19 protein-coding genes are annotated in these 18,394 nt (G+C 71.8%); 9 read left to right on the top strand and 10 right to left on the bottom strand.

The window, feature by feature from the left end; genetic code table 11:
• Position 1: 1 nt before the first annotated feature.
• On the bottom strand, positions 2-1,024 hold the full coding sequence (locus HS045_RS03950) for a glycosyltransferase family 2 protein (RefSeq protein ID WP_196451039.1): 1,023 nt from the start codon (positions 1,022-1,024) through the stop codon (positions 2-4).
• Positions 1,025-1,088: 64 nt separating this feature from the next.
• On the opposite strand from HS045_RS03950, the gene HS045_RS03955 reads away from it, so the two are divergent.
• The 5 genes from HS045_RS03955 to HS045_RS03975 all read left to right on the top strand — a co-directional run bounded on the left by HS045_RS03955 (position 1,089) and on the right by HS045_RS03975 (position 7,491).
• Positions 1,089-2,615, top strand: a complete 1,527-nt coding sequence (locus HS045_RS03955) for an LCP family protein (protein ID WP_196449796.1) — start codon at positions 1,089-1,091, stop codon at positions 2,613-2,615.
• 52 nt (positions 2,616-2,667) lie between these two features.
• On the top strand, positions 2,668-3,033 hold the full coding sequence (locus tag HS045_RS03960) for an STAS domain-containing protein (RefSeq protein ID WP_230883420.1): 366 nt from the start codon (positions 2,668-2,670) through the stop codon (positions 3,031-3,033).
• A gap of 101 nt (positions 3,034-3,134) precedes the next feature.
• Positions 3,135-5,846 (top strand): PAS domain S-box protein, encoded by a 2,712-nt coding sequence (locus HS045_RS03965; protein ID WP_196449798.1) that lies wholly within the window; start codon positions 3,135-3,137, stop codon positions 5,844-5,846.
• A gap of 155 nt (positions 5,847-6,001) precedes the next feature.
• On the top strand, positions 6,002-6,787 hold the full coding sequence (locus HS045_RS03970; RefSeq protein ID WP_196449799.1) for a thioredoxin domain-containing protein: 786 nt from the start codon (positions 6,002-6,004) through the stop codon (positions 6,785-6,787).
• A gap of 8 nt (positions 6,788-6,795) precedes the next feature.
• On the top strand, positions 6,796-7,491 hold the full coding sequence (locus tag HS045_RS03975) for a vitamin K epoxide reductase family protein (protein ID WP_196449800.1): 696 nt from the start codon (positions 6,796-6,798) through the stop codon (positions 7,489-7,491).
• A 213-nt stretch (positions 7,492-7,704) separates the two neighbouring features.
• Here HS045_RS03975 and HS045_RS03980 read toward each other — a convergent pair whose 3' ends face one another.
• Positions 7,705-8,646, bottom strand: coding sequence for a hypothetical protein (locus tag HS045_RS03980; RefSeq protein ID WP_196449801.1), 942 nt, complete (start codon positions 8,644-8,646; stop codon positions 7,705-7,707).
• 353 nt (positions 8,647-8,999) lie between these two features.
• Here HS045_RS03980 and HS045_RS03985 point away from each other — a divergent pair, with 353 nt between their 5' ends.
• Positions 9,000-9,224: a hypothetical protein gene (locus HS045_RS03985; protein WP_196449802.1), complete on the top strand. Its 225-nt coding sequence runs from the start codon at positions 9,000-9,002 to the stop codon at positions 9,222-9,224.
• Positions 9,225-9,466: 242 nt separating this feature from the next.
• On the opposite strand, the gene HS045_RS03990 is transcribed toward HS045_RS03985, so the two are convergent.
• Positions 9,467-10,630, bottom strand: a complete 1,164-nt coding sequence (locus HS045_RS03990; RefSeq protein ID WP_196449803.1) for an acyl-CoA dehydrogenase family protein — start codon at positions 10,628-10,630, stop codon at positions 9,467-9,469.
• A gap of 149 nt (positions 10,631-10,779) precedes the next feature.
• Here HS045_RS03990 and HS045_RS03995 point away from each other — a divergent pair, with 149 nt between their 5' ends.
• Together HS045_RS03995 and HS045_RS04000 are read left to right on the top strand one after the other, a co-directional pair.
• Positions 10,780-12,099 carry a UDP-glucose/GDP-mannose dehydrogenase family protein gene (locus tag HS045_RS03995; protein ID WP_196449804.1) on the top strand — a complete coding sequence of 440 codons (1,320 nt, stop codon included), beginning with the start codon at positions 10,780-10,782 and terminating at the stop codon, positions 12,097-12,099.
• A 49-nt stretch (positions 12,100-12,148) separates the two neighbouring features.
• Positions 12,149-12,445, top strand: a complete 297-nt coding sequence (locus HS045_RS04000; RefSeq protein WP_196449805.1) for a YciI family protein — start codon at positions 12,149-12,151, stop codon at positions 12,443-12,445.
• A gap of 68 nt (positions 12,446-12,513) precedes the next feature.
• On the opposite strand, the gene HS045_RS04005 is transcribed toward HS045_RS04000, so the two are convergent.
• The 4 genes from HS045_RS04005 to HS045_RS04020 form a co-directional block, all read right to left on the bottom strand.
• Positions 12,514-12,936 carry a PIN domain nuclease gene (locus tag HS045_RS04005; protein WP_196449806.1) on the bottom strand — a complete coding sequence of 141 codons (423 nt, stop codon included), beginning with the start codon at positions 12,934-12,936 and terminating at the stop codon, positions 12,514-12,516.
• The gene (locus HS045_RS04010; RefSeq protein ID WP_230883421.1) at positions 12,933-13,136 is read right to left on the bottom strand and encodes a type II toxin-antitoxin system VapB family antitoxin; all 204 of its coding nucleotides are present in this window, start codon (positions 13,134-13,136) and stop codon (positions 12,933-12,935) included. Before HS045_RS04010 ends, HS045_RS04005 begins: the two co-directional genes overlap by 4 nt.
• 156 nt (positions 13,137-13,292) lie before the next feature.
• On the bottom strand, positions 13,293-13,775 hold the full coding sequence (gene purE / locus HS045_RS04015) for a 5-(carboxyamino)imidazole ribonucleotide mutase (RefSeq protein ID WP_196451040.1): 483 nt from the start codon (positions 13,773-13,775) through the stop codon (positions 13,293-13,295).
• 44 nt (positions 13,776-13,819) lie between these two features.
• A complete protein-coding gene (locus HS045_RS04020; protein WP_307827375.1) occupies positions 13,820-14,977 on the bottom strand; it encodes a 5-(carboxyamino)imidazole ribonucleotide synthase in 1,158 nt (385 codons plus the stop codon).
• A 224-nt stretch (positions 14,978-15,201) separates the two neighbouring features.
• Here HS045_RS04020 and HS045_RS04025 point away from each other — a divergent pair, with 224 nt between their 5' ends.
• On the top strand, positions 15,202-15,708 hold the full coding sequence (locus HS045_RS04025; RefSeq protein WP_196449808.1) for a GtrA family protein: 507 nt from the start codon (positions 15,202-15,204) through the stop codon (positions 15,706-15,708).
• Here the strand turns inward: HS045_RS04025 and HS045_RS04030 are convergent.
• The 3 genes from HS045_RS04030 to bfr all read right to left on the bottom strand — a co-directional run bounded on the left by HS045_RS04030 (position 15,692) and on the right by bfr (position 18,383).
• Positions 15,692-16,969: an ATP-binding protein gene (locus tag HS045_RS04030; RefSeq protein ID WP_196449809.1), complete on the bottom strand. Its 1,278-nt coding sequence runs from the start codon at positions 16,967-16,969 to the stop codon at positions 15,692-15,694. The genes HS045_RS04025 and HS045_RS04030 overlap by 17 nt on opposite strands.
• Before the next feature lie 3 nt (positions 16,970-16,972).
• Positions 16,973-17,641, bottom strand: coding sequence for a response regulator transcription factor (locus HS045_RS04035; protein ID WP_012888073.1), 669 nt, complete (start codon positions 17,639-17,641; stop codon positions 16,973-16,975).
• A 259-nt stretch (positions 17,642-17,900) separates the two neighbouring features.
• Positions 17,901-18,383 carry a bacterioferritin gene (gene bfr / locus HS045_RS04040; protein WP_196449810.1) on the bottom strand — a complete coding sequence of 161 codons (483 nt, stop codon included), beginning with the start codon at positions 18,381-18,383 and terminating at the stop codon, positions 17,901-17,903.
• Between the last annotated feature and the right edge of the window lie 11 nt (positions 18,384-18,394).

The raw sequence follows: 18,394 nt of genomic DNA on the forward strand, positions 1-18,394 counted from the left end.
ATCAGCGCTCCGGCCTGGCCAGGCTCGCCGGACTGGTCAGGAAGCCCCAGCCCCATGAGAGGTGCATGGTGGCGTAGACGAGCGGGAGCCGCAGCAGCGCACCCGTCGGCAGGCCGCTGCCGGTCACCGCCGAGCCGGCCACGATCGCCGCGACGTAGCCGCCGGGGATCAGCAGGCCCGGCCAGAAGAACGGCGCGACCAGCAGACCGGCCAGCATGGCCAGCACCGCCGTCGGGGGCGCCAGGTAACGCAGGTTGATCGTGCCCTCGTGGGTGCGGGCGACCACCCGCCGCCAGCGGCCGTAGTGGAAGTACTGCCGGGCGAGGGCCTTGGTGTTCGGCCGCGGCCGGTAGGAGACGCGCATCCGGGGCTGGAACCAGACCAGGCCGCCGGTGGAGCGGATGCGGTGGTTCATCTCCCAGTCCTGGGCGCGCTGGAAGTGCTCGTCGTAGCCGCCGACCCGGTCCAGCGCCTCGCGCCGGAACACGCCGAGGTAGACCGTGTCGGCCGGGCCCGCGGTGCCGCCCGTGTGGAACCGGGCGCCGCCCACGCCGATCTTGGAGGTCATGGCCCGGGCCACGGCCTGCTCGAAGAGGGTGATCCCCTCGGCGGCCATCACCCCGCCCACGTTGTCGGCGCCGGTCTCCTCCAGCGTCTCCACCGCGACCTGGAGGTAGTCCTCCGGGAGCATGGCGTGGCCGTCCACCCGGGCGATGATCCCATTGCGGGACGCGGCGATGGCGGCGTTGAGCGCGTTGGGGGTGCGACCGGTCGGGTTGGGGACCACGGTCACCCGGGGGTCCTCGGCCGCGATCGCGTCGGCGACCTCCTGGGTGCGGTCCTGGGAGGGGCCGATCGCGAGGACGACCTCGATGGGTCCTCCGTACTTCTGCGAGAGGACCTGGTTCACCGCCTCCCGTAAGTGGCGCTCCTCGTTGAGCACCGGGATGACGACGGAGACGGGGGGCCAGACACGTGTCTCGGGAGACGACGCCGGCGCGGGCGAGTCGGGGAACTGCTTCATGGCGTCGCTCACGCTACTGTACGGACGGGCACCTCATCGACCCAGTCAGAGCTTAGGGGGGCTGATGCGCGACCCGGAGGACGAGGACTCGGGTGTGCACGTGGGCGGGGACGCCTACGGAGGCGTCCGGGTGGCTCCGAGGCGCGACCGCAGGTCCGCCCGGGGCGCTCGCTCCCGGCGGCGCAACCTGCTCGCGGCCGGCGCGCTCTCGGTCGTGGTCCTCGCCGGCTCCGGCGCCGCGTGGGCGCTGACGGACTTCACCACGAGGAAGATCGTCCCCGTCGACGCGGGCGTCCCGGGGGCGCGCTCCACCGGTGCGATGAACATCCTGCTCGTCGGCGTGGACCGGCGCGACGACCTCACCCGCAAGCAGCAGAACCAGCTCAAGCTGGGCCGCGAGTCCGGGCAGCGGACCGACACCATGATGGTGATCCACCTGTCGGAGGACCACCGCAGGGCCACCGTGGTCAGCCTCCCCCGCGACACCTGGACGACGGTCCCCGGCAAGGGCGAGCACAAGATCAACGCGGCCTACCAGCTCGGCGGCCCCAAGCTCACCGTGCGCACGGTGCAGAACGCCACCGGCCTGACGATCCACCACTACGTCGAGGTCAACGTGCTCGGCTTCGTCAACGTCGTCGACGCGCTCGGCGGCGTCTCGGTCTGCACCCCGGTCGCGATCAACGACCCGAAGACCGCCCTGGCGCTCCAGCCGGGCACCTACGAGCTCGACGGGGTCAAGGCCCTGGCCTACGCCCGCACCCGGGCCACCGCCCGCTCCGACCTCGACCGCATCGACCGCCAGCAGCAGGTCGTCTCCGCCCTGCTGAGCCAGGCGCTGAGCAGCGACACGCTGACCGACCCCGGCAGGCTCGCCGGCTTCCTGGACACCGTGCTCTCCACGATCCGCGTCGACGACGCCCTCCGCCAGGACCTGCTCGGTCTCGCCGAGCAGCTCAAGGACGTCTCCACCGACGACGTCGTCTTCGCCAAGGTCCCGATCGCCGACGCCGACCACACGACCCCGACCGGCGAGTCCGCCGTGCTCTGGGACGCCGCCGCCGCCCGCGCGCTCTTCCGCCGGATCGCCGCCGACGAGCCGCTCACCGAGCCGTCCAAGCCCGCCGCGCGCGCCACGGCGGCGACGCCGGAGCCCACCCCGGCCGCCACCCCCTCGGCCGGCGCGCTGACGGTGCCCCCCTCGCGGATCTCCCTCAAGGTGCTCAACGGCACGATGATCGACGGCCTGGGCTCGCGGGCCAGGGACGCCCTCCTCAAGGCCGGTTTCCTGGTCCCCCAGGCCGCCGGGAACACCCGGCGCAGGGACTACGACGCCCCGGTCGTCCGGTACGGCCCCGGCCGCGAGGACTCGGCCCGGACCGTGGCCGCCGCCCTCCCCGGCGCGGAGTCGCGTCTCGTCGAGGAGCTCGGCGACGGGATCGAGGTCATCCTCGGGCGGAAGTACTCGGGCGTCCAGGAGGTCACCGTCGCGGCCACCCCGTCCACCGCCGCTCCCACCACCGCTTCCACCGCGTCGCCCACCGCCTCCCCCACCGCCAGGACCGCCACGCAGAACATCTGCAAAAAGTGACATACGACGCATAGCGCCTCCGATCCCGGGCAGTGGGAATCCGGCGGAGGTGATGATCGTGATTCCTGCATTCGGCGTCCGGACCTGGCGCGACGGCCCCTGCACGGTGATCAAGGCGGAGGGTGAGCTCGACATGGCGTCCGCTCCCCGGTTCCGGGCCGCGATCGACGAGGTGTTCGACCACCCGGGCAGCCCCTGCCTGGTGATGGACCTGACCGGGGTGCCCTTCTGCGACTCGGTGGGGCTCGGCGTCCTGGTGGGCGCGTTCACCCGGGTCCGGGACTCACGGGGCCGCCTCGTCCTCGTCCTGGCCCCCGGGATGATCACCCACCTGCTGACGATCACCAATCTCGACCGCCACTTCGAAACGCGCGGCAGCCTGCACGAGGCCTTCGCGGCCTTCGACGCCGCGGCCTGAGCCCGTACGGTCCGCGTCCCCGCCGTCACCCGAGGCCGGCGCCATTTTGGTGGGAGTCGTAGCGGGGATAGAGGGGGCGAGGACTCGGGGAGGTGAACCGCGTGCAATCGGCTCAGGACCACGGCGACGACGGTGCGGTGCACCGCCGGGACACCGCGGGCCCCCGCGGCGCGCCGGGCGGCTGCGAGCGGGGCCGCCCCGGTGGTCCGGTCGAACGGCTGATCGCCCTGGCGCGCGCGGCCCTCGTCGCCCACCAGGAGGCGCTGCACGCGCGGGCGGTCGTGGAGGGGGCGCATGACGCGTTCGTCTCGCTGGACACGGCGGGCGTGGTGACGACCTGGAACGCCGCGGCCGAGCGCCTGTTCGGCTGGTCCGCCGCCGAGGCCGTGGGACGGCCGCTCACCGAGCTGATCATCCCTTCCCGGTTCCGGCGGGCGCACCGGGAGGGACTGGCCCGGGCGGGGGACCGCCGCACCCCGAGCGCGCGCCGGCTGGAGGTGAGCGCCGTCCACCGCGACGGGCGGGAGTTCCCGGTCGACCTGGCGATACAGACCACCATCGAGTACGGCGCCCCGGCCTTCCACGCCTTCCTGCACGACATCACCGACCGGTACGCGGACCGGAGCCGGCTGGAGCAGGAGCAGACGTTCCTGCGGACGCTGCTGGACAGCCTGGGCGTCGGCGTGCTGGCCTGCGACGCCGACGGCCGGGTGGCGGTGTTCAACCAGGCGCTGCGCCACAGCCGCCCGCACGTCCCGGACCTGCACGTACGCGATCTCGCCGCCGTCTACCGCCTGCACACCGCCGACGGGCGCACCCCGCTGGCGGCCGACCGGCTGCCGCTGGCGCGGGCCCTGGCCGGCGAGCACGTCGACGGCGAACACGTGGTGGCGCACATGCCCGGCCGGCTCCCGCGCCGGTTCTCCGTCACCGCCCGGCCGATCGACACCGCCGACGGACGCCGCCTGGGCGCGGTGGCGGTCCTGGACGACATCACCGACCGGCACAAGGCCGAGGTGCTGCGCACCGTCCAGCACGCCGTGTCCGAGATCCTGGCCCAGGCGTCCTCGGTCGAGGAGGCGGCCTCCGACGTGGTCGCCGCGATCGCCGAGGGCCTGGACTGGTGCGGCGGAGAGTACTGGCAGGTCACCTCCGACCGGAGCGCCATCGTCCGGGCGGGCCTGTGGACGGTGCCCGGCCGCGACCTGACCGCCTTCCTGCAGGGCCGACCGACGAGGCTCCTGCCCGGGCAGGGTTTCTGCGGGATGGTCTGGGCCGGCGGCGACACGATGTGGATCACCGATCTGGCCGGCGACCCGCGCGACTTCTCCCGCAAGGAGCAGGCGCTGCAGGCCGGGCTGCGCGCCGGCGTCGGCCTGCCGGTGCGCAGCGGCCGGCACATCCTGGGCGTCCTGCTGCTCGTCACCGACACCGTCCAGCAGCCCGACCGCGACCTGATCGCACTGCTGGACGGCGTCTGCGCGCACATCAGCCGGTGCACCGAACGCCAGCGGGCCGAGGAGCTCAGCGCGGCCCTGACCGTCAGCCGCCGTCAGTTCGAGCAGGTCGTCGCACACATCAACGACAACGTCTGGACCGCCGAGATCACCCCTGAGGGGGAGACCCGGTCGGTGTACCAGAGCCAGAACGCCACCGCGCTGTTCGGCCGCGCGATCTCCGACGACATCGACCTCGCCGACCTGATCGCCCGGCATGTGCATCCCGACGACCGCACCGCCTACGACGCCTTCGTCGCCCGGCTGCGGGCGGCGCAGCCCGCGGAGATCGAATGCCGCGTCGTCGGCGTGGACGACCGCACCCGGTGGATCTGGATCCGGGCCCTGCCGCGCCGCGAAGGCCGGCGGCTGTTCATCGACGGCATCTCCAGCGACGTGACCGAGCGCCGCCGCCTCGCCACCGAACGCGAACGCCTGCTGCTCCAGGAGCAGCGGCAGGTCAAGCGGTTGCGGCAGCTGGACGCGATGAAGGACGAGCTGATGGCCGTGGTCACCCACGAGCTGCGCAACCCCATCGGCGCCATCCGCGGCTACGCCGAACTGCTCGCCGACGACCCGGACCTGACCGACGCCCAGCGCACGTTCACCGACGTCATCGACCGCAAGAGCGCCCACCTGCAGTCCCTGGTCGACGACCTGCTCGACCTGGCCCGGCTCGACGCCGGACACGTGACCGTCGAACGCAGGCCGATCGACCTGGACCAGGTGGTGCGCCAGGCCGTCGACGAGCACCGCCCCGCGGCCGACGCCAAGCGCCTCGCCCTCGTCGCCGACCTGCCCGTCCGGTTGCCGATGCACGCCGACGCGCTGCGGATGCGCCAGGTTCTGGACAACCTGCTGTCGAACGCGCTCAAGTACACCCCCGACGGCGGCACCGTCACCGTCGCCGCCCGGCGTGACAGCGGGGACCGTCCCGCCGCCGCGCACCCTGCCGACCCCACGGCCGACCCCACGGCCGAGCACGGGGCTGCGCACCCTGCCGAGCACGGGGCCGACCACGGGACCGACCACGGGGCCGAGCACGGGGCCGTCGTCACCGTCGCCGACACCGGGATCGGCATCCCCGCCGAGGAGTACGGCCAGCTGTTCTCCCGGTTCTTCCGCGCCTCCACCGCCCAGGACGCCGGGATCAAGGGCACCGGGCTGGGGCTGGCCATCGCCCGCGCGATCGTCGAGGCGCACGACGGCACCCTCACCGCCGCGGCCCGAGCGGGCGGCGGCACCGTCTTCACCGTGCGCCTGCCCGCCGGTCCGCCCCCGCTCCGGGACGGAGGTCGCGGCGGTAGGGGACTTTAGCCTCCGGTCCGAGCGGAGCGGCACACCCCAGACTGGATGACAGCACCACCATCGAGCGCGGACAGGGCCATGCCCGAGTGCCGAGCGGGGAGGCGGACGATGCCGCGGCCATGGTGCTCGACCTTTCACCGACGGGGAGCACGGGAGACGAGACCATGAGTACGCAGGCACGGACCAGGACCCGCGAGCTACGCAACGCCAGGGCCGCCGCCGAGGAGCGCAGGAAGAAGCGGAACCGCCTGATCACCGCCGGCGGCGGAATGGTGATCGTGCTCCTCCTGGCCGCCATCGTGATCAGTCTCGTCAACGCCGCCGGGAACGCGGAGCCCCAGAACGACGCGGCCGCGCGGGGCGGAACGGCCGCGCAGGGCGCGGCCGCCGCTCCGGCGAACGCCACCGCCGGCGGGGCCCTGTCCGTCGGCAACGCCGCCGCGCCGGTGAAGCTGGAGGTCTACCTCGACTACATGTGCCCGTTCTGCGGGCGCTTCGAGCAGGCCAACAGCGCCGAGCTGGAGCGGCTGGTCGCCGACGGCACGGTACGCCTGGAGCTGTACCCGCTGTCGTTCCTGGACCGGATGTCCAGCGGTACGGAGTACTCGACGCGAGCCGCCAACGCGGTCGCCACGGTGGCCGACCAGGCACCCGGCAAGCTCCTGGCCTTCAACGCGGCGCTGTTCGCCGATCAGCCCGCCGAGGGCGGTCAGGGCCTGTCCGACGACGAGATCGCCGGCCTGGCCCGCGAGGCCGGGGTGCCGCAGGAGGTCGTCGACACCTTCACCCGCCGGACCTTCGAGTCGTGGGTCGCCTCCTCCACCACCGCGGTGTTCGCGACGGGGATCTCCGGCACGCCCACAGTGAAGATCAACGGTGTGACGTTCGAGGGCGACCTGTACACCGCCGGACCGCTGACGGCCGCCGTCACCGCGGTCAAGGGGTCGTGACGGCCGTCATGACGAGCACCGGGACGAGCGACGCGACGACCGCTGAGACGACCACCGTGACGACCACTGAGACGACCGGTGCGGCGAGCACCGTACTGGCCCGCCTGCACCGCCTCCGGCACAGCAACGCCTGGATCTTCGGAACCATGCTGCTGTCGGCCTGCGTGAGCCTGGCCGCGTCCTTCGTGCTCTCCATCGACGCGCTGCTGCTGGCGGCCGACCCCGGCGTGAACCTGTCGTGCAACATCAACGCCGTCATCAGCTGCGGCACCGTCGCCGAATCCTGGCAGGCGCAGCTGTTCGGCTTCCCCAACGCCTTCCTGGGGCTGGTGGCCGAACCGGTCGTGATCACCATCGCGGTGGCGAGCCTGGGCGGCACGCGCTTCCCCCGCTGGTTCATGTTCGCCGCCCAGATCGTCTACGCCCTCGGCGTCGTCTTCGCGTACTGGCTGTTCTACCAGTCGATGTTCGTGATCGGCGCGCTGTGCCCGTGGTGCCTGCTGGTGACCGTCTCCACGACGCTGGTGTTCGGCACGCTGACCCATGTCAACATCCGCGACGGCAACCTGCCGCTGCCGTCCCGCGCGCAGGCGGCGGCGCGCAGGTTCATCGACGCCGACTTCGACGCCATCGCCGCCGCCATCGTGATCCTGGTCCTGATCCTGGCGGTCGTCCTCAAGTACGGCTCCGCGCTGCTGGCGTGACGCCGGCCCCCGCGGACCCCGGACCTCCCCCGGCCCGCCCCCGCTCCGCGTCCCGCGGAGCGGGGGCGGAACGACGTTCCCGCGCAGGCCGCCCTGGGGCGTGGAGCCACGAGGGGTTCCCGGCCGCCTGCCCGCAGTGCGAGGCCACCGTCCCGTCCGGCACGTCTCCGACACCGCGCAGAACCGTCCTTCCCCGCGGTTCGGCGGCCACCGCTAGGCTCCGTCGAGGACATCGCCCCCTCGCGGCTCGTTGAGATCGTCGAAGACGGCGGCTTCTCTCGGCCTCGTGCCTACCGCAGACGCGAACTTGAGGCCCTGAACAGCCCCCTCCGCCTTCGTGACCGCCCTGAAGAAGTCCATGGAACCGGTTCTCCCGGCTCGCTTGTACTCGATGGCCAGCGCACGCGCCGCCTTGACGAGCTGAAGACCGTGCAGTCGAAGCTCTGCGGCTTGAGCGACCTTGCCCATCGCTCTCGCCCTCCAGTAGGCCGCCGCATCGCCACAGCGTTTGGCCTCCTCCGAGTCGCTCTCGCCCATGCCGGCAGCCTCGCACGCCAGCAGCACGGCCAGTTCGTAGGCGGCCCAGGGGTCGCCCTCCTGAGCCCGCTCGAGCCTTCGCCCACCCAGACGTCCCCGGCTTTCCGGCAGGAGGGGCACCGGCGGTGCGGTCCTCTGCACGGGCCTCTGCGCGGGGGCCTCCCCGGCGAGCGGAGCCAGGAGGTCGCCGGCGATCCCGTCGGCGGCGGCGTGGTCATCGGCGTCCAGGGGCGGCTCCACCGGGGAGTGGACCACCGGTACCGGGATGCCCTCGTTCTCCTTCGCGGCCCGCCACAGCTGGTTGAACTCCCTGAAGAGATCATCCAGCGGAGCTATCCCGAGATCGGACTTAACGGCAATACGGTGACACACGATCACAAGAGTCCGGACAAGCCACCAGTCAGGAACTTTTTTCCACTTTCCACTCAAAAGATCGTGAGCAGTGGTGCGCGGAAGAGGCTTCAGCCACTCACGCTCGGCGCCGGCCTCGGCGATGACACCCTCCGCCACCCGCGCGAGCAGCGGATAGGCCGGCTGGCCGGCTTCGACGGAGTACAGCTTCCACATCCGCGCGACAAGCGACGCAAGGGGGTCGCCACTTGGACCGACTTCACTCATGATCCAACCTGCCTGGGATCGCAAATGCCCTAAAAAAGGAAAAAGAGGACACGACTAGGCAGGAAAAGAATCCGTCCTGCCACTTGGCCCTCGGAAGTACCCATGGTCCCACAGGTCAGGCTCACGACGGTTCATTGCACCGAACACGACTTGTCGTACTTGAGGTCCTTGCCCAAATGCTTCCGGCTGCATCCGGATACGTCCGAAAGCGTCCGGAGAAGCGACCGTCTCATCCGAGGCCGGTCAACGGACGATTTCGGAGGTTTACTCCCTGCTACTCCTAGTGTCATGAACCTTCGTCCGACATCCGGATGGACCAGGCGAGCGCTCCCCCAGGAAGGCGAGACCGGCCCGTGAGCAAGACGAACCTCATTTGGTGGGCCATCGCCGGAGTCCTCCTCTCGCTTCTGGTCGGCGTCACAGGCGCCCTCCTCGCCCTTGGAGACGGCAGCTCGGTCGCCGGATCGGTCATGATCGGCGCCGGAGCCGCGGGGGGAGCGGCAGGGTTGTGGATCGCCGGCACGGCGGCGGTGCACTCGGCGCTCAAGCGAGACCGTGGCGGCAGACCAGAAGCATGACCCCGCCTCCGGCACGGCGGTGTCACCACCGGGGGCCCGACGCCCTCACCCGGGCCCCCCGGGGTCCTCGCCGACGGCGCCCCTCCGCGGCCGGCCCGCCGAGACGATGAACACGAGCCCGCTCCGTCCCTGCACCGTGCCCACGGGACAGGGACGGAGCGGCACCGTCCGGCGGTCATCCGGAAGTCGCGAAGACCGGCGGACGATTCCGGCGAGGACGGCGCCTCCCCCTGCCCGTCGGCCTACTTGAGGAGCTGCCGCGCCATGACCATGCGCTGGACCTGGTTGGTGCCCTCGTAGATCTGAGTGATCTTGGCGTCGCGCATCATCCGCTCGACCGGGAACTCCCGGGTGTAGCCGTACCCGCCGAGGAGCTGGACCGCGTCGGTGGTGATCTCCATGGCGGCGTCGGAGGCCGCGCACTTGGCCGCGCTGGAGAAGAAGGTGAGGTCGGCCTGGGGCTCGCCGTGCATGGCCAGCTCGGACTTGGCGGCGGCGGCGTAGGTGAGCTGGCGGGCGGCCTCCAGCTTCATCGCCATGTCGGCGAGCATGAACTGCACGCCCTGGAACTCCGCGACGGCCTTGCCGAACTGCTTGCGCTCCTTGACATAGCCCACCGCGTAGTCGAGCGCGCCCTGGGCGATGCCGAGCGCCTGGGCGGCGATCGTGATGCGGGTGTGGTCCAGGGTGGCCAGCGCGGTCTTGAACCCGGTGCCGGGGGCGCCGATCATGCGGGACGCCGGGATGCGGACGTCCTCCAGGATGACCTGGCGGGTCGGGGAGCCCTTGATGCCGAGCTTCTTCTCCTTCGGGCCGAAGCCGACGCCCTCGTCGGCCTTCTCCACGACGAACGCGGAGATGCCGCGCGCACCGGCGCCGGGCTCGGTCACGGCCATGACCGTGTAGTACTCCGACACCCCGGCGTTGGTGATCCACATCTTGGCGCCGTTGAGCACGTAGTGGTCGCCGTCGGCCACCGCGCGGGTCTTCATCGCGGCGGCGTCGCTGCCCGCCTCGGCCTCGGACAGGGCGTAGGAGAACATCGCCTCGCCCCGCGCGACCGGCGCGAGGTAGCGCTGCTTGAGCTCCTCGGAGGCCGACAGCAGCAGCGGCACGGTGCCGAGCTTGTTGACGGCGGGGATCAGCGAGGACGACGCGCAGGCGCGCGCCACCTCCTCGATGACGATCACGGTGGCGAGCGCGTCGGCGCCGGCGCCGCCGTACTCCTCGGGCACGTGCACGGCGTGCAGGTCGGCGGCGGTGAGCGCCTTGTAGGAGTCCCAGGGGAACTCGCCCGTCTCGTCGGCCTCTGCGGCCCGAGGGGCGATCTTCTCGTCGGCGAGGGCACGGACGGTCTCCCGGAGCATCTGGTGCTCCTCGGGCAGCGCGTAGAGAGGGAAGCTCATGGGAAAATACTAGGACGTCCAACAAAGTACGCACCGGTCGGCCGACTGTGATGTGCGCCGCTCCGTTCCGCAGGTCGGGCGGCAAAATTCCGGTCAAGGATGCCGATACCCTGTCGAGGTCGGATTGGGCAGAACCGAAAGGATCCACCGTGGCCTATCGCCTGACCGTGCTGGGGACCGGGTACCTGGGCGCCACGCACGCGGCGTGCATGGCCGAGCTCGGTTTCGAGGTGCTCGGCCTGGACGTCGACGCCGCCAAGGTCGCCAGCCTTCAGGCGGGGGAGCTGCCCATCCACGAACCCGGCCTGGAGGTCATCCTCCGCCGCAACCTGGCCAACGGCCGGCTCCGCTTCACCTCCTCCTACGCCGAGGCCGCCGACTTCGGCGACGTGCACTTCGTCTGCGTCGGCACCCCGCAGAAGAAGGGCGAGTACGCCGCCGACGTCTCCTACCTCGACGCCGTCATCGAGTCGCTCGCCCCGCACCTGCGGCGCGAGTGCCTGGTCGTGGGCAAGTCCACCGTGCCGGTCGGCACCGCCCAGCGCCTGGCGGACAAGCTGGCGCGGCTCGCCCCCGCGGGCGAGGCCGCCGAGCTGGCCTGGAACCCCGAGTTCCTGCGTGAGGGCTTCGCGGTGAAGGACACCCTGCACCCGGACCGGATCGTGCTCGGAGTGCGCTCGGAGAAGCCCGAGAAGATCATGCGCGAGGTGTACGCCTCCATGCTGGAGCACGGGACCCCGCTGGTGATCACCGACTATCCGACCGCGGAGCTGGTCAAGGTCGCCGCCAACGCCTTCCTGGCCACCAAGATCTCCTTCATCAACGCCATGGCCGAGGTGTGCGAGGCCGCGCACGCCGACGTCAAGCAGCTGTCGCTGGCGCTCTCCTACGACGAGCGCATCGGCGGCCGGTTCCTCAACCCGGGCCTGGGCTTCGGCGGCGGCTGCCTGCCCAAGGACATCCGCGCCTTCATGGCCCGCGCCGGAGAGCTGGGCGCCGACCAGGCGCTGACCTTCCTGCGCGAGGTGGACGCGATCAACATGCGCCGCCGGGCCCGCATGGTCGACCTGGCCCGCGAGCTGGCCGGAGGGTCCTTCCACGGCTGCACGATGACCGTGCTGGGCGCCGCGTTCAAACCCAACTCCGACGACATCCGGGACTCGCCCGCCCTCGACGTCGCGGTCAAGATCGCCCAGCAGGGCGGCCGGGTCACCGTCTACGACCCCGTCGCGCAGGACAACGCCCGCCGCGCCCACCCCCAGCTCTCCTACGGCGCCTCCGCCCTGGAGGCCGCGCGCGACGCCCACGTCGTGCTGCTGCTGACCGAGTGGCAGGAGTTCGTCGACCTCGACCCCGAGGAACTGGGCGCCGTCGTCGCCTCCCGGAAGATCGTGGACGGCCGCAACGCCCTGGACGCCGAGACCTGGCGCGCCGCCGGCTGGCACTACCGCGCCCTCGGCCGCCCCTGACGCGCCCTCCCCCTCCCCGCCTCTCACCCCCACGAGGGAGGATCCCCGCGTGTTCGTCCTGGAACTGACCTACCTCGTCCCCGCCGCGCAGGCCGACGCCCTGCTCGAGGCGCACGTCGCCTGGCTGGACCGGCAGTACGCGGCCGGGTTCTTCCTGGCCTCGGGCCGCAAGGTGCCGCGGGACGGCGGGATCATCCTCGCCACGGGCCTCGACCGGGACGGCGCGGAGGCGCTGGTCGCGTCGGACCCGTTCGTCGCGGCCCGGATCTGCGCCTACCGCGTCACCGAGTTCACCGCCTCCCGGACCGCCCCGGCCCTGGAGCCGTACCGGTTCCCGCCCGCCTGACGGCGACCGGACCGCGGCCCGTCCCGGTGGACACCGGGCACGATCCCGGCGAGGAGACAGGTGCCGTCCTATTTTCCCGTCCCGGGCCCGTACCACTGGAGCGCCTGGCCGGTGACCGCCGCGATGCAGTCGAAGTCGTGATCACGGTGCAGCAGGGTGAGCCCGCGCAGCTCGGCCGTCGCCGCCACCACCAGATCCACCGGTCCGGCACTGCGGTGTCGTCCCTGCGCCGTGAGCATGCCCTGGACCTGCCACGCACGGTCGTAGGCACGATCATCGACGGGCACCCATCCGAACGACTGCCGCATGTCCTCGATCCCGCGCTCGCGGTCCGTCTGCGATCGTGCGCTGTAGAAGAACTCGAGCTCCGTGATCGGGCACACGGCGACCAGCCCCGCCGCGACGGCCTGGTCCCAGCCGTAGGTCTCGGCGTCCTTCCGCATGAGCCCGGCCAGAGCGCTGGTGTCGATGAGGAACTGCTCGGGGCTCACCGCCGGTAGTTCCCCTTCTCCTCGAAGAGCTCCAGGTCGAAGCCGCCCTCGGCCGCGGCGCCGCGCAGCCGCGCCAGCGCCAGCGCGCGCCGCCGGTTCTCCAGCACCTCGCGCAGAGCGCTGTTGACCGTCTCCTTCTTCGTGCTGGTCCCCAGAGCCTTCGCCACCTCGGCCACCAGGTCATCATCAAGATCGATCATCGTCCGGCTCATGACACCCCTCAAGGCATATTGGAGTGTGTCCAATGTACATCGATATATGCCTGAGTGGCGCGGCCTTCCCCGAATCCCCGGTGTCCCGGCACGCAGGGTCCCTCGCATGCGACCCGTCCCGGCCGCAGAGGGGCTGTTCCGGGGTCAGCCGCCGAGCCGGGCGGCCTCCTCGCGGAGCCGGGCGCCCTTGGCGTGGGCCTGGTCCCGCAGGTCCGCCTGGAAGCGCTCCATCTTCGCCCGCAGCCCCGCGTCCGCCGCGGCGAGGATCCGTACGGCCAGCAGCCCCGCGTTGCGCGCGCCGCCGACGGCGACGGTGGCGACCGGGACGCCCGCGGGCATCTGGACGATCGAGAGCAGGGAGTCCATGCCGTCGAGGTACTTCAGCGGGACGGGGACGCCGATCACCGGGAGCGGCGTCACCGAGGCGAGCATGCCGGGCAGGTGGGCGGCCCCCCCGGCCCCGGCGATGATCACCTTCAGGCCGCGCTCCGCCGCCCGGGCGCCGTAGGCGATCATCTCGTCGGGCATGCGGTGCGCGGAGACCACGTCGGCCTCGAACGCCACCCCGAACTCGGCGAGCGCCTCGGCCGCGAGCCGCATCACCGGCCAGTCGGAGTCGCTGCCCATCACGACGCCGACGGCCGGAACGGCCGCGCCGTCCTGTGCGGTGCTCACGTGTAGGTCCCTTCGCAGAGGTGGACGGCGGCGTGCCGGGCGCGGGCGCGGACCTCGTCGAGGTCGGTGCCCAGGGCGGTGACGTGCCCGATCTTGCGGCCGGGCCGTACCTCCTTGCCGTAGAAGTGGACCTTGATCCCGGGGTCGTGGGCCATGACGTGCTCGTAGCGGGAGAAGACGTCCGGGTCCTGGCCGCCCAACAGGTTGGCCATCACCACGACCGGCGCGGTCGGCGCGGGCGAGCCGAGCGGGAGGTCGAGCACGGCGCGCAGGTGCTGCTCGAACTGGGAGGTGCGGGCCCCCTCGATGGTCCAGTGGCCGCTGTTGTGCGGGCGCATGGCCAGCTCGTTGACCACGAGCCCCGAGGCGGTGGCGAACATCTCCACGGCCAGCAGCCCGGTGACGCCGAGGTCCTTGGCGATCTCCAGGGCGATCCGCTGGGCCGCCGCGGCCGTCTCCGGGTCCAGGCCGGGCGCGGGCGCGAGCACCTCCACGCAGATGCCGTCGCGCTGCACGGTCTCCACCACCGGATAGCTGACCCCCTGCCCGTGCGGGGAGCGCGCGACCAGCACGGCCAGCTCCCGCTCGAACGGCACGAACGCCTCGGCCAGCAGCGCCACCCCGCTCGCCAGGGCCTCCGCGGCGTCGGCGGCCGACCGGCAGATCCAGACGCCGCGGCCGTCGTACCCTCCGCGCACCGCCTTGAGCACGACGGGCCAGCCGTGCTCCGCGGCGAACCCCTCCACCTCGGCGGCGGTGGCGACGCGCCGCCAGGCCGGGCACGGGGCGCCGATCGCGGTCAGCCGCTCGCGCATGACGGCCTTGTCCTGGGCGTGCACGAGCGCCTCCGCCCCGGGGCGCACGGCGAAGCCGTCCGCCACCAGCGCGCCGATGTGCTCGGTGGGCACGTGCTCGTGGTCGAAGGTGAGCGCGTCGCACCCCTTGGCGAAGTCACGCAGGTCGGACAGGTCGCGGTGGTCGCCGAGGCGCACGTCGGCGACCACCCGGGCCGCGCTCTCGTCCCGGGATCCGGCCAGCACCCGGAGCTCCACGCCCAGCGCGATGGCCGCCTGCTGGGTCATCCGGGCCAGCTGGCCCGCTCCGATCATGCCGACGACGGGCCCGTGGGGACCGGTCAGGGAAGGGCTGCTCACGTCCGCCGAGCTTACCGGCCCCCGGTACGGCGGCGGGCACGGGCCGCCCGCCGGGACCGGCCGGACGGGCGGAGCAAGGCCGGACGGGCGAGGGCGGGACGGCGGCCGGACGGGTCAGGGCGGCGGACGGGACCCCTGCGGTTCCCGGTAGCCTGAGGGGCGTGCCCGAGGTCTCGCCGTACGGCGGAGCCGCAGCCGACCCGAGAAAGGATCGTGCAGGAGACGTGCGGTTTCTTCGACAGGCCTACGAACGGTTCGCCGATCTGTTGCACGAGCTCGCGAAGTTCGGGACCGTGGGCGCCTTCGCCTTCGTCATCGACGTCGGCGGTTTCAACCTGCTCCAGTACGGCCTGCAGTGGGGCACCCTGACCTCCAAGGTCGTCGCCACCGCGGTCGCCACCACCTTCGCCTACGTCGGCAACCGCTTCTGGACCTACCGGCACCGGGAGCAGAGCGGGCTGACCCGCGAGTACTTCCTGTTCTTCCTGCTCAACGGCGTCGCCCTGCTGATCGGTCTGCTCGTCGTCGGCTTCACCCGCTACACCCTCGGGCTGACCGACCCGGTGAGCATCAACGTCGCCAACCTCTTCGGCATCGGCCTGGGCACGCTGTTCCGCTTCTTCTCCTACAAGAAGTGGGTCTTCCTGGCCGCCACCGAGGACCTCGACGTCCCGCGCGAGCTGCCCAAGACCGAGAACACCCGGCCCCGCCGGGTCACGCGGGGCCGCTGACCACCCGTTTCCTGCCGGGGTCGCCGACCGGGCGCAGGAAGATCGCGAAAGCCGCCGGGCGGGGCCGTACCAGCTCCAGGCGTCCGCCGTCGGCGGCGGCCAGCGCCCGGGCCAGGGTCAGTCCCAGACCGGTGCCCCCGGCCCCGCTCATGTTCCGCTCGAAGACGCGGGGCGCGAGGTCGTCGGTGATGCCGGGGCCCTCGTCCGCGACCTCGACCACGATGGACTTCCCGGTGTTGCTGGTGGTCACCGTCACCGGGCCGCCGCCGTGCCGCAGGGAGTTCTCCAGCAGCGTGGAGACCACCTGGCTGATGCCGCCGCCGGTGCCCAGGGCCCGCAGGCCGCGGGTGCCGGACAGCACCAGCCGGCGCCCGTCCCGGCGGAAGGCCGGACCCCACTCGATGAACTGCTGGTCCAGCAGGGCGTCGAGGTCGACCACCGCGGTCTGGGCGTGGCGCTGCCGCCGGGCGGCGGCGAGCAGCTCGTCGATGACCGCGGTGAGCCGCTCGGCCTGCACGATCGCCGCCTCGCCCTCCTCCTTGACCACGCTGGGGTCGTCCGCTGCCGCCACGATCTCCTCCAGCCGCATCGTCAGGCCGGTGAGCGGCGTCCGGAGCTGGTGGGAGGCGTCGGTCGCGAACTCCCGCTCCCGGGCCAGCAGGTCGGCGATGCGGGTCGCGCTGCGGTCCAGCACCTCGGCCACCCGGTCGAGCTCGCCGATGCCGTAGCGGTGCTTGCTCGGCCGGGCCTCGCCGGAGCCGAGCCGCTCGGCGATCATGGCCAGGTCGCGGAGCGGGAGCGTCATGCGGCGCGACTGCACCACCGCCAGTCCCACCGCCACCGCCATGGCCGCCGCCGCGAGCGCCAGGATGAGCAGGAGCCAGGCCCGGACCTGCTGCTCGACCTGGGTCTTGTCCCGGCTGACCGAGACGTAGACCCCGCTCTCCGACTGGGCGTCCGCGCTCATCTTGCGCTCCTCGGGAGGCTCCTCGCCCACCGTGGTCACCTGGGGAGGAGTCCCCCGGGCGTAGATCTGGACGTAGCGTTCGGGATACTTCCTCCCCAGCTGCTCGCGGGTGATGGGCTGCTCCTGGATCCGGGCGTACTCCACCTCGTTGAGCAGGCTCTTCGCCTCCCCCGACAGCTCCTGGATGGCCTCCTCCTGGATCAGGCGGTTGACCGCCACCCCCAGGGGGATCCCGAGCAGGAGCACCGCGATGACCGCGACGAGCAGGGTCGAGGAGAGCAGGCGGCGGCGCATTCCCTACTCGCGCTCGAACCGGAAGCCGACCCCTCGAACCGTCGTGATGTAGCGCGGCTTGGCGGCGTCGTCGCCGAGCTTGCGGCGCAGCCAGGAGATGTGCATGTCCAGGGTCTTGGTGGAGCCCCACCAGTTGGTGTCCCACACCTCGCGCATGATCTGCTCGCGGGTGACCACCTTGCCGGCGTCGCGGACCAGCACCCGCAGGAGGTCGAACTCCTTGGTCGTCAGGTGCAGCTCCTTGTCGCCCATCCACGCGCGGCGGGAGTCGGCGTCGATCCGCACGCCCTGGACCACGGGCGTCTCGGAGGTGCCGCGCCGCAGCAGGGCGCGGACCCTGGCCAGCAGTTCGGCGAGGCGGAACGGCTTGGTGACGTAGTCGTCGGCCCCGGCATCGAGGCCCACCACCGTGTCCACCTCGTCCACGCGGGCGGTGAGGATGAGCACGGGCGTGCCGTGCCCTTCGGCGCGGATGCGCCGGGCCACTTCGAGGCCGTCCATCTCGGGCAGGCCGAGGTCAAGAACGATCAGGTCGATGCCACCCGATAGAGCTCGCTCCAGGGCCTGCGGGCCGTCGGGGCTCACCTCCACCTGATAGCCCTCGCGGCGCAGCGCACGCGCCAGTGGCTCGGAGATCGAGGTGTCATCCTCGGCGAGAAGTACGCAGGTCATGTTGAGGATCGTAGGACCTTAGGCGATCGTTTCCCGGGCATAGCGCGCGGTTTGACTCGCCGTTGACCTATCTATTGACCTGGGCAAACACTGATAAATCCCGGACAGACGCCTGGCGGTACGGTGAAGCAGGGGGGTACGGCGCCGCCCGGGAGGCCCCCGGACCGGGACACGTCCCGGGGACGGCGCGCGAACCGGGGGGCGAAAGCGAACACGCCCGGCTTGAGTGACCTTGACGGGCGTGTTCCGGCGATTCGCCTCAGGACGCCGACGGCGGCTCCGCGTAGCGGGCCAGGTAGAGCTGCTCGCCGAGGCTGTCGATCAGCGACAGCTCGGTCTCCAGGTAGTCGATGTGGTGCTCCTCGTCCTGGAGGATCTCCTCGAAGAGCCGCGCGGAGGTGATGTCGCCCTTCTCCCGCATCAGGGCGATGCCCGGCTTGAGCCGCTGGACGACCGAGAGCTCGACGTCGAGGTCCGCGCGGAGCTGCTCGGCGACGGTCTGGCCGATGTGCAGGGTGCCCAGCCGCTGGTAGTTGGGCAGGCCTTCGAGGAAGAGGATCCGGTCGGTCAGCCTCTCCGCGTGGCGCATCTCGTCGATGGACTCTTCGCGGGTGTACTTCGCCAGCTTGGTGTAGCCCCAGTTCTCCTGCATCTTGGCGTGCAGGAAGTACTGGTTGATGGCGGTGAGCTCGGCCGTGAGCTGCTCGTTGAGAAGTTCGATTATCTGCTTGTCGCCCTGCATGGCGGGCTCCT

This window comes from Planomonospora sp. ID82291 (genome assembly GCF_015711645.1).
GTDB lineage: Bacteria > Actinomycetota > Actinomycetes > Streptosporangiales > Streptosporangiaceae > Planomonospora.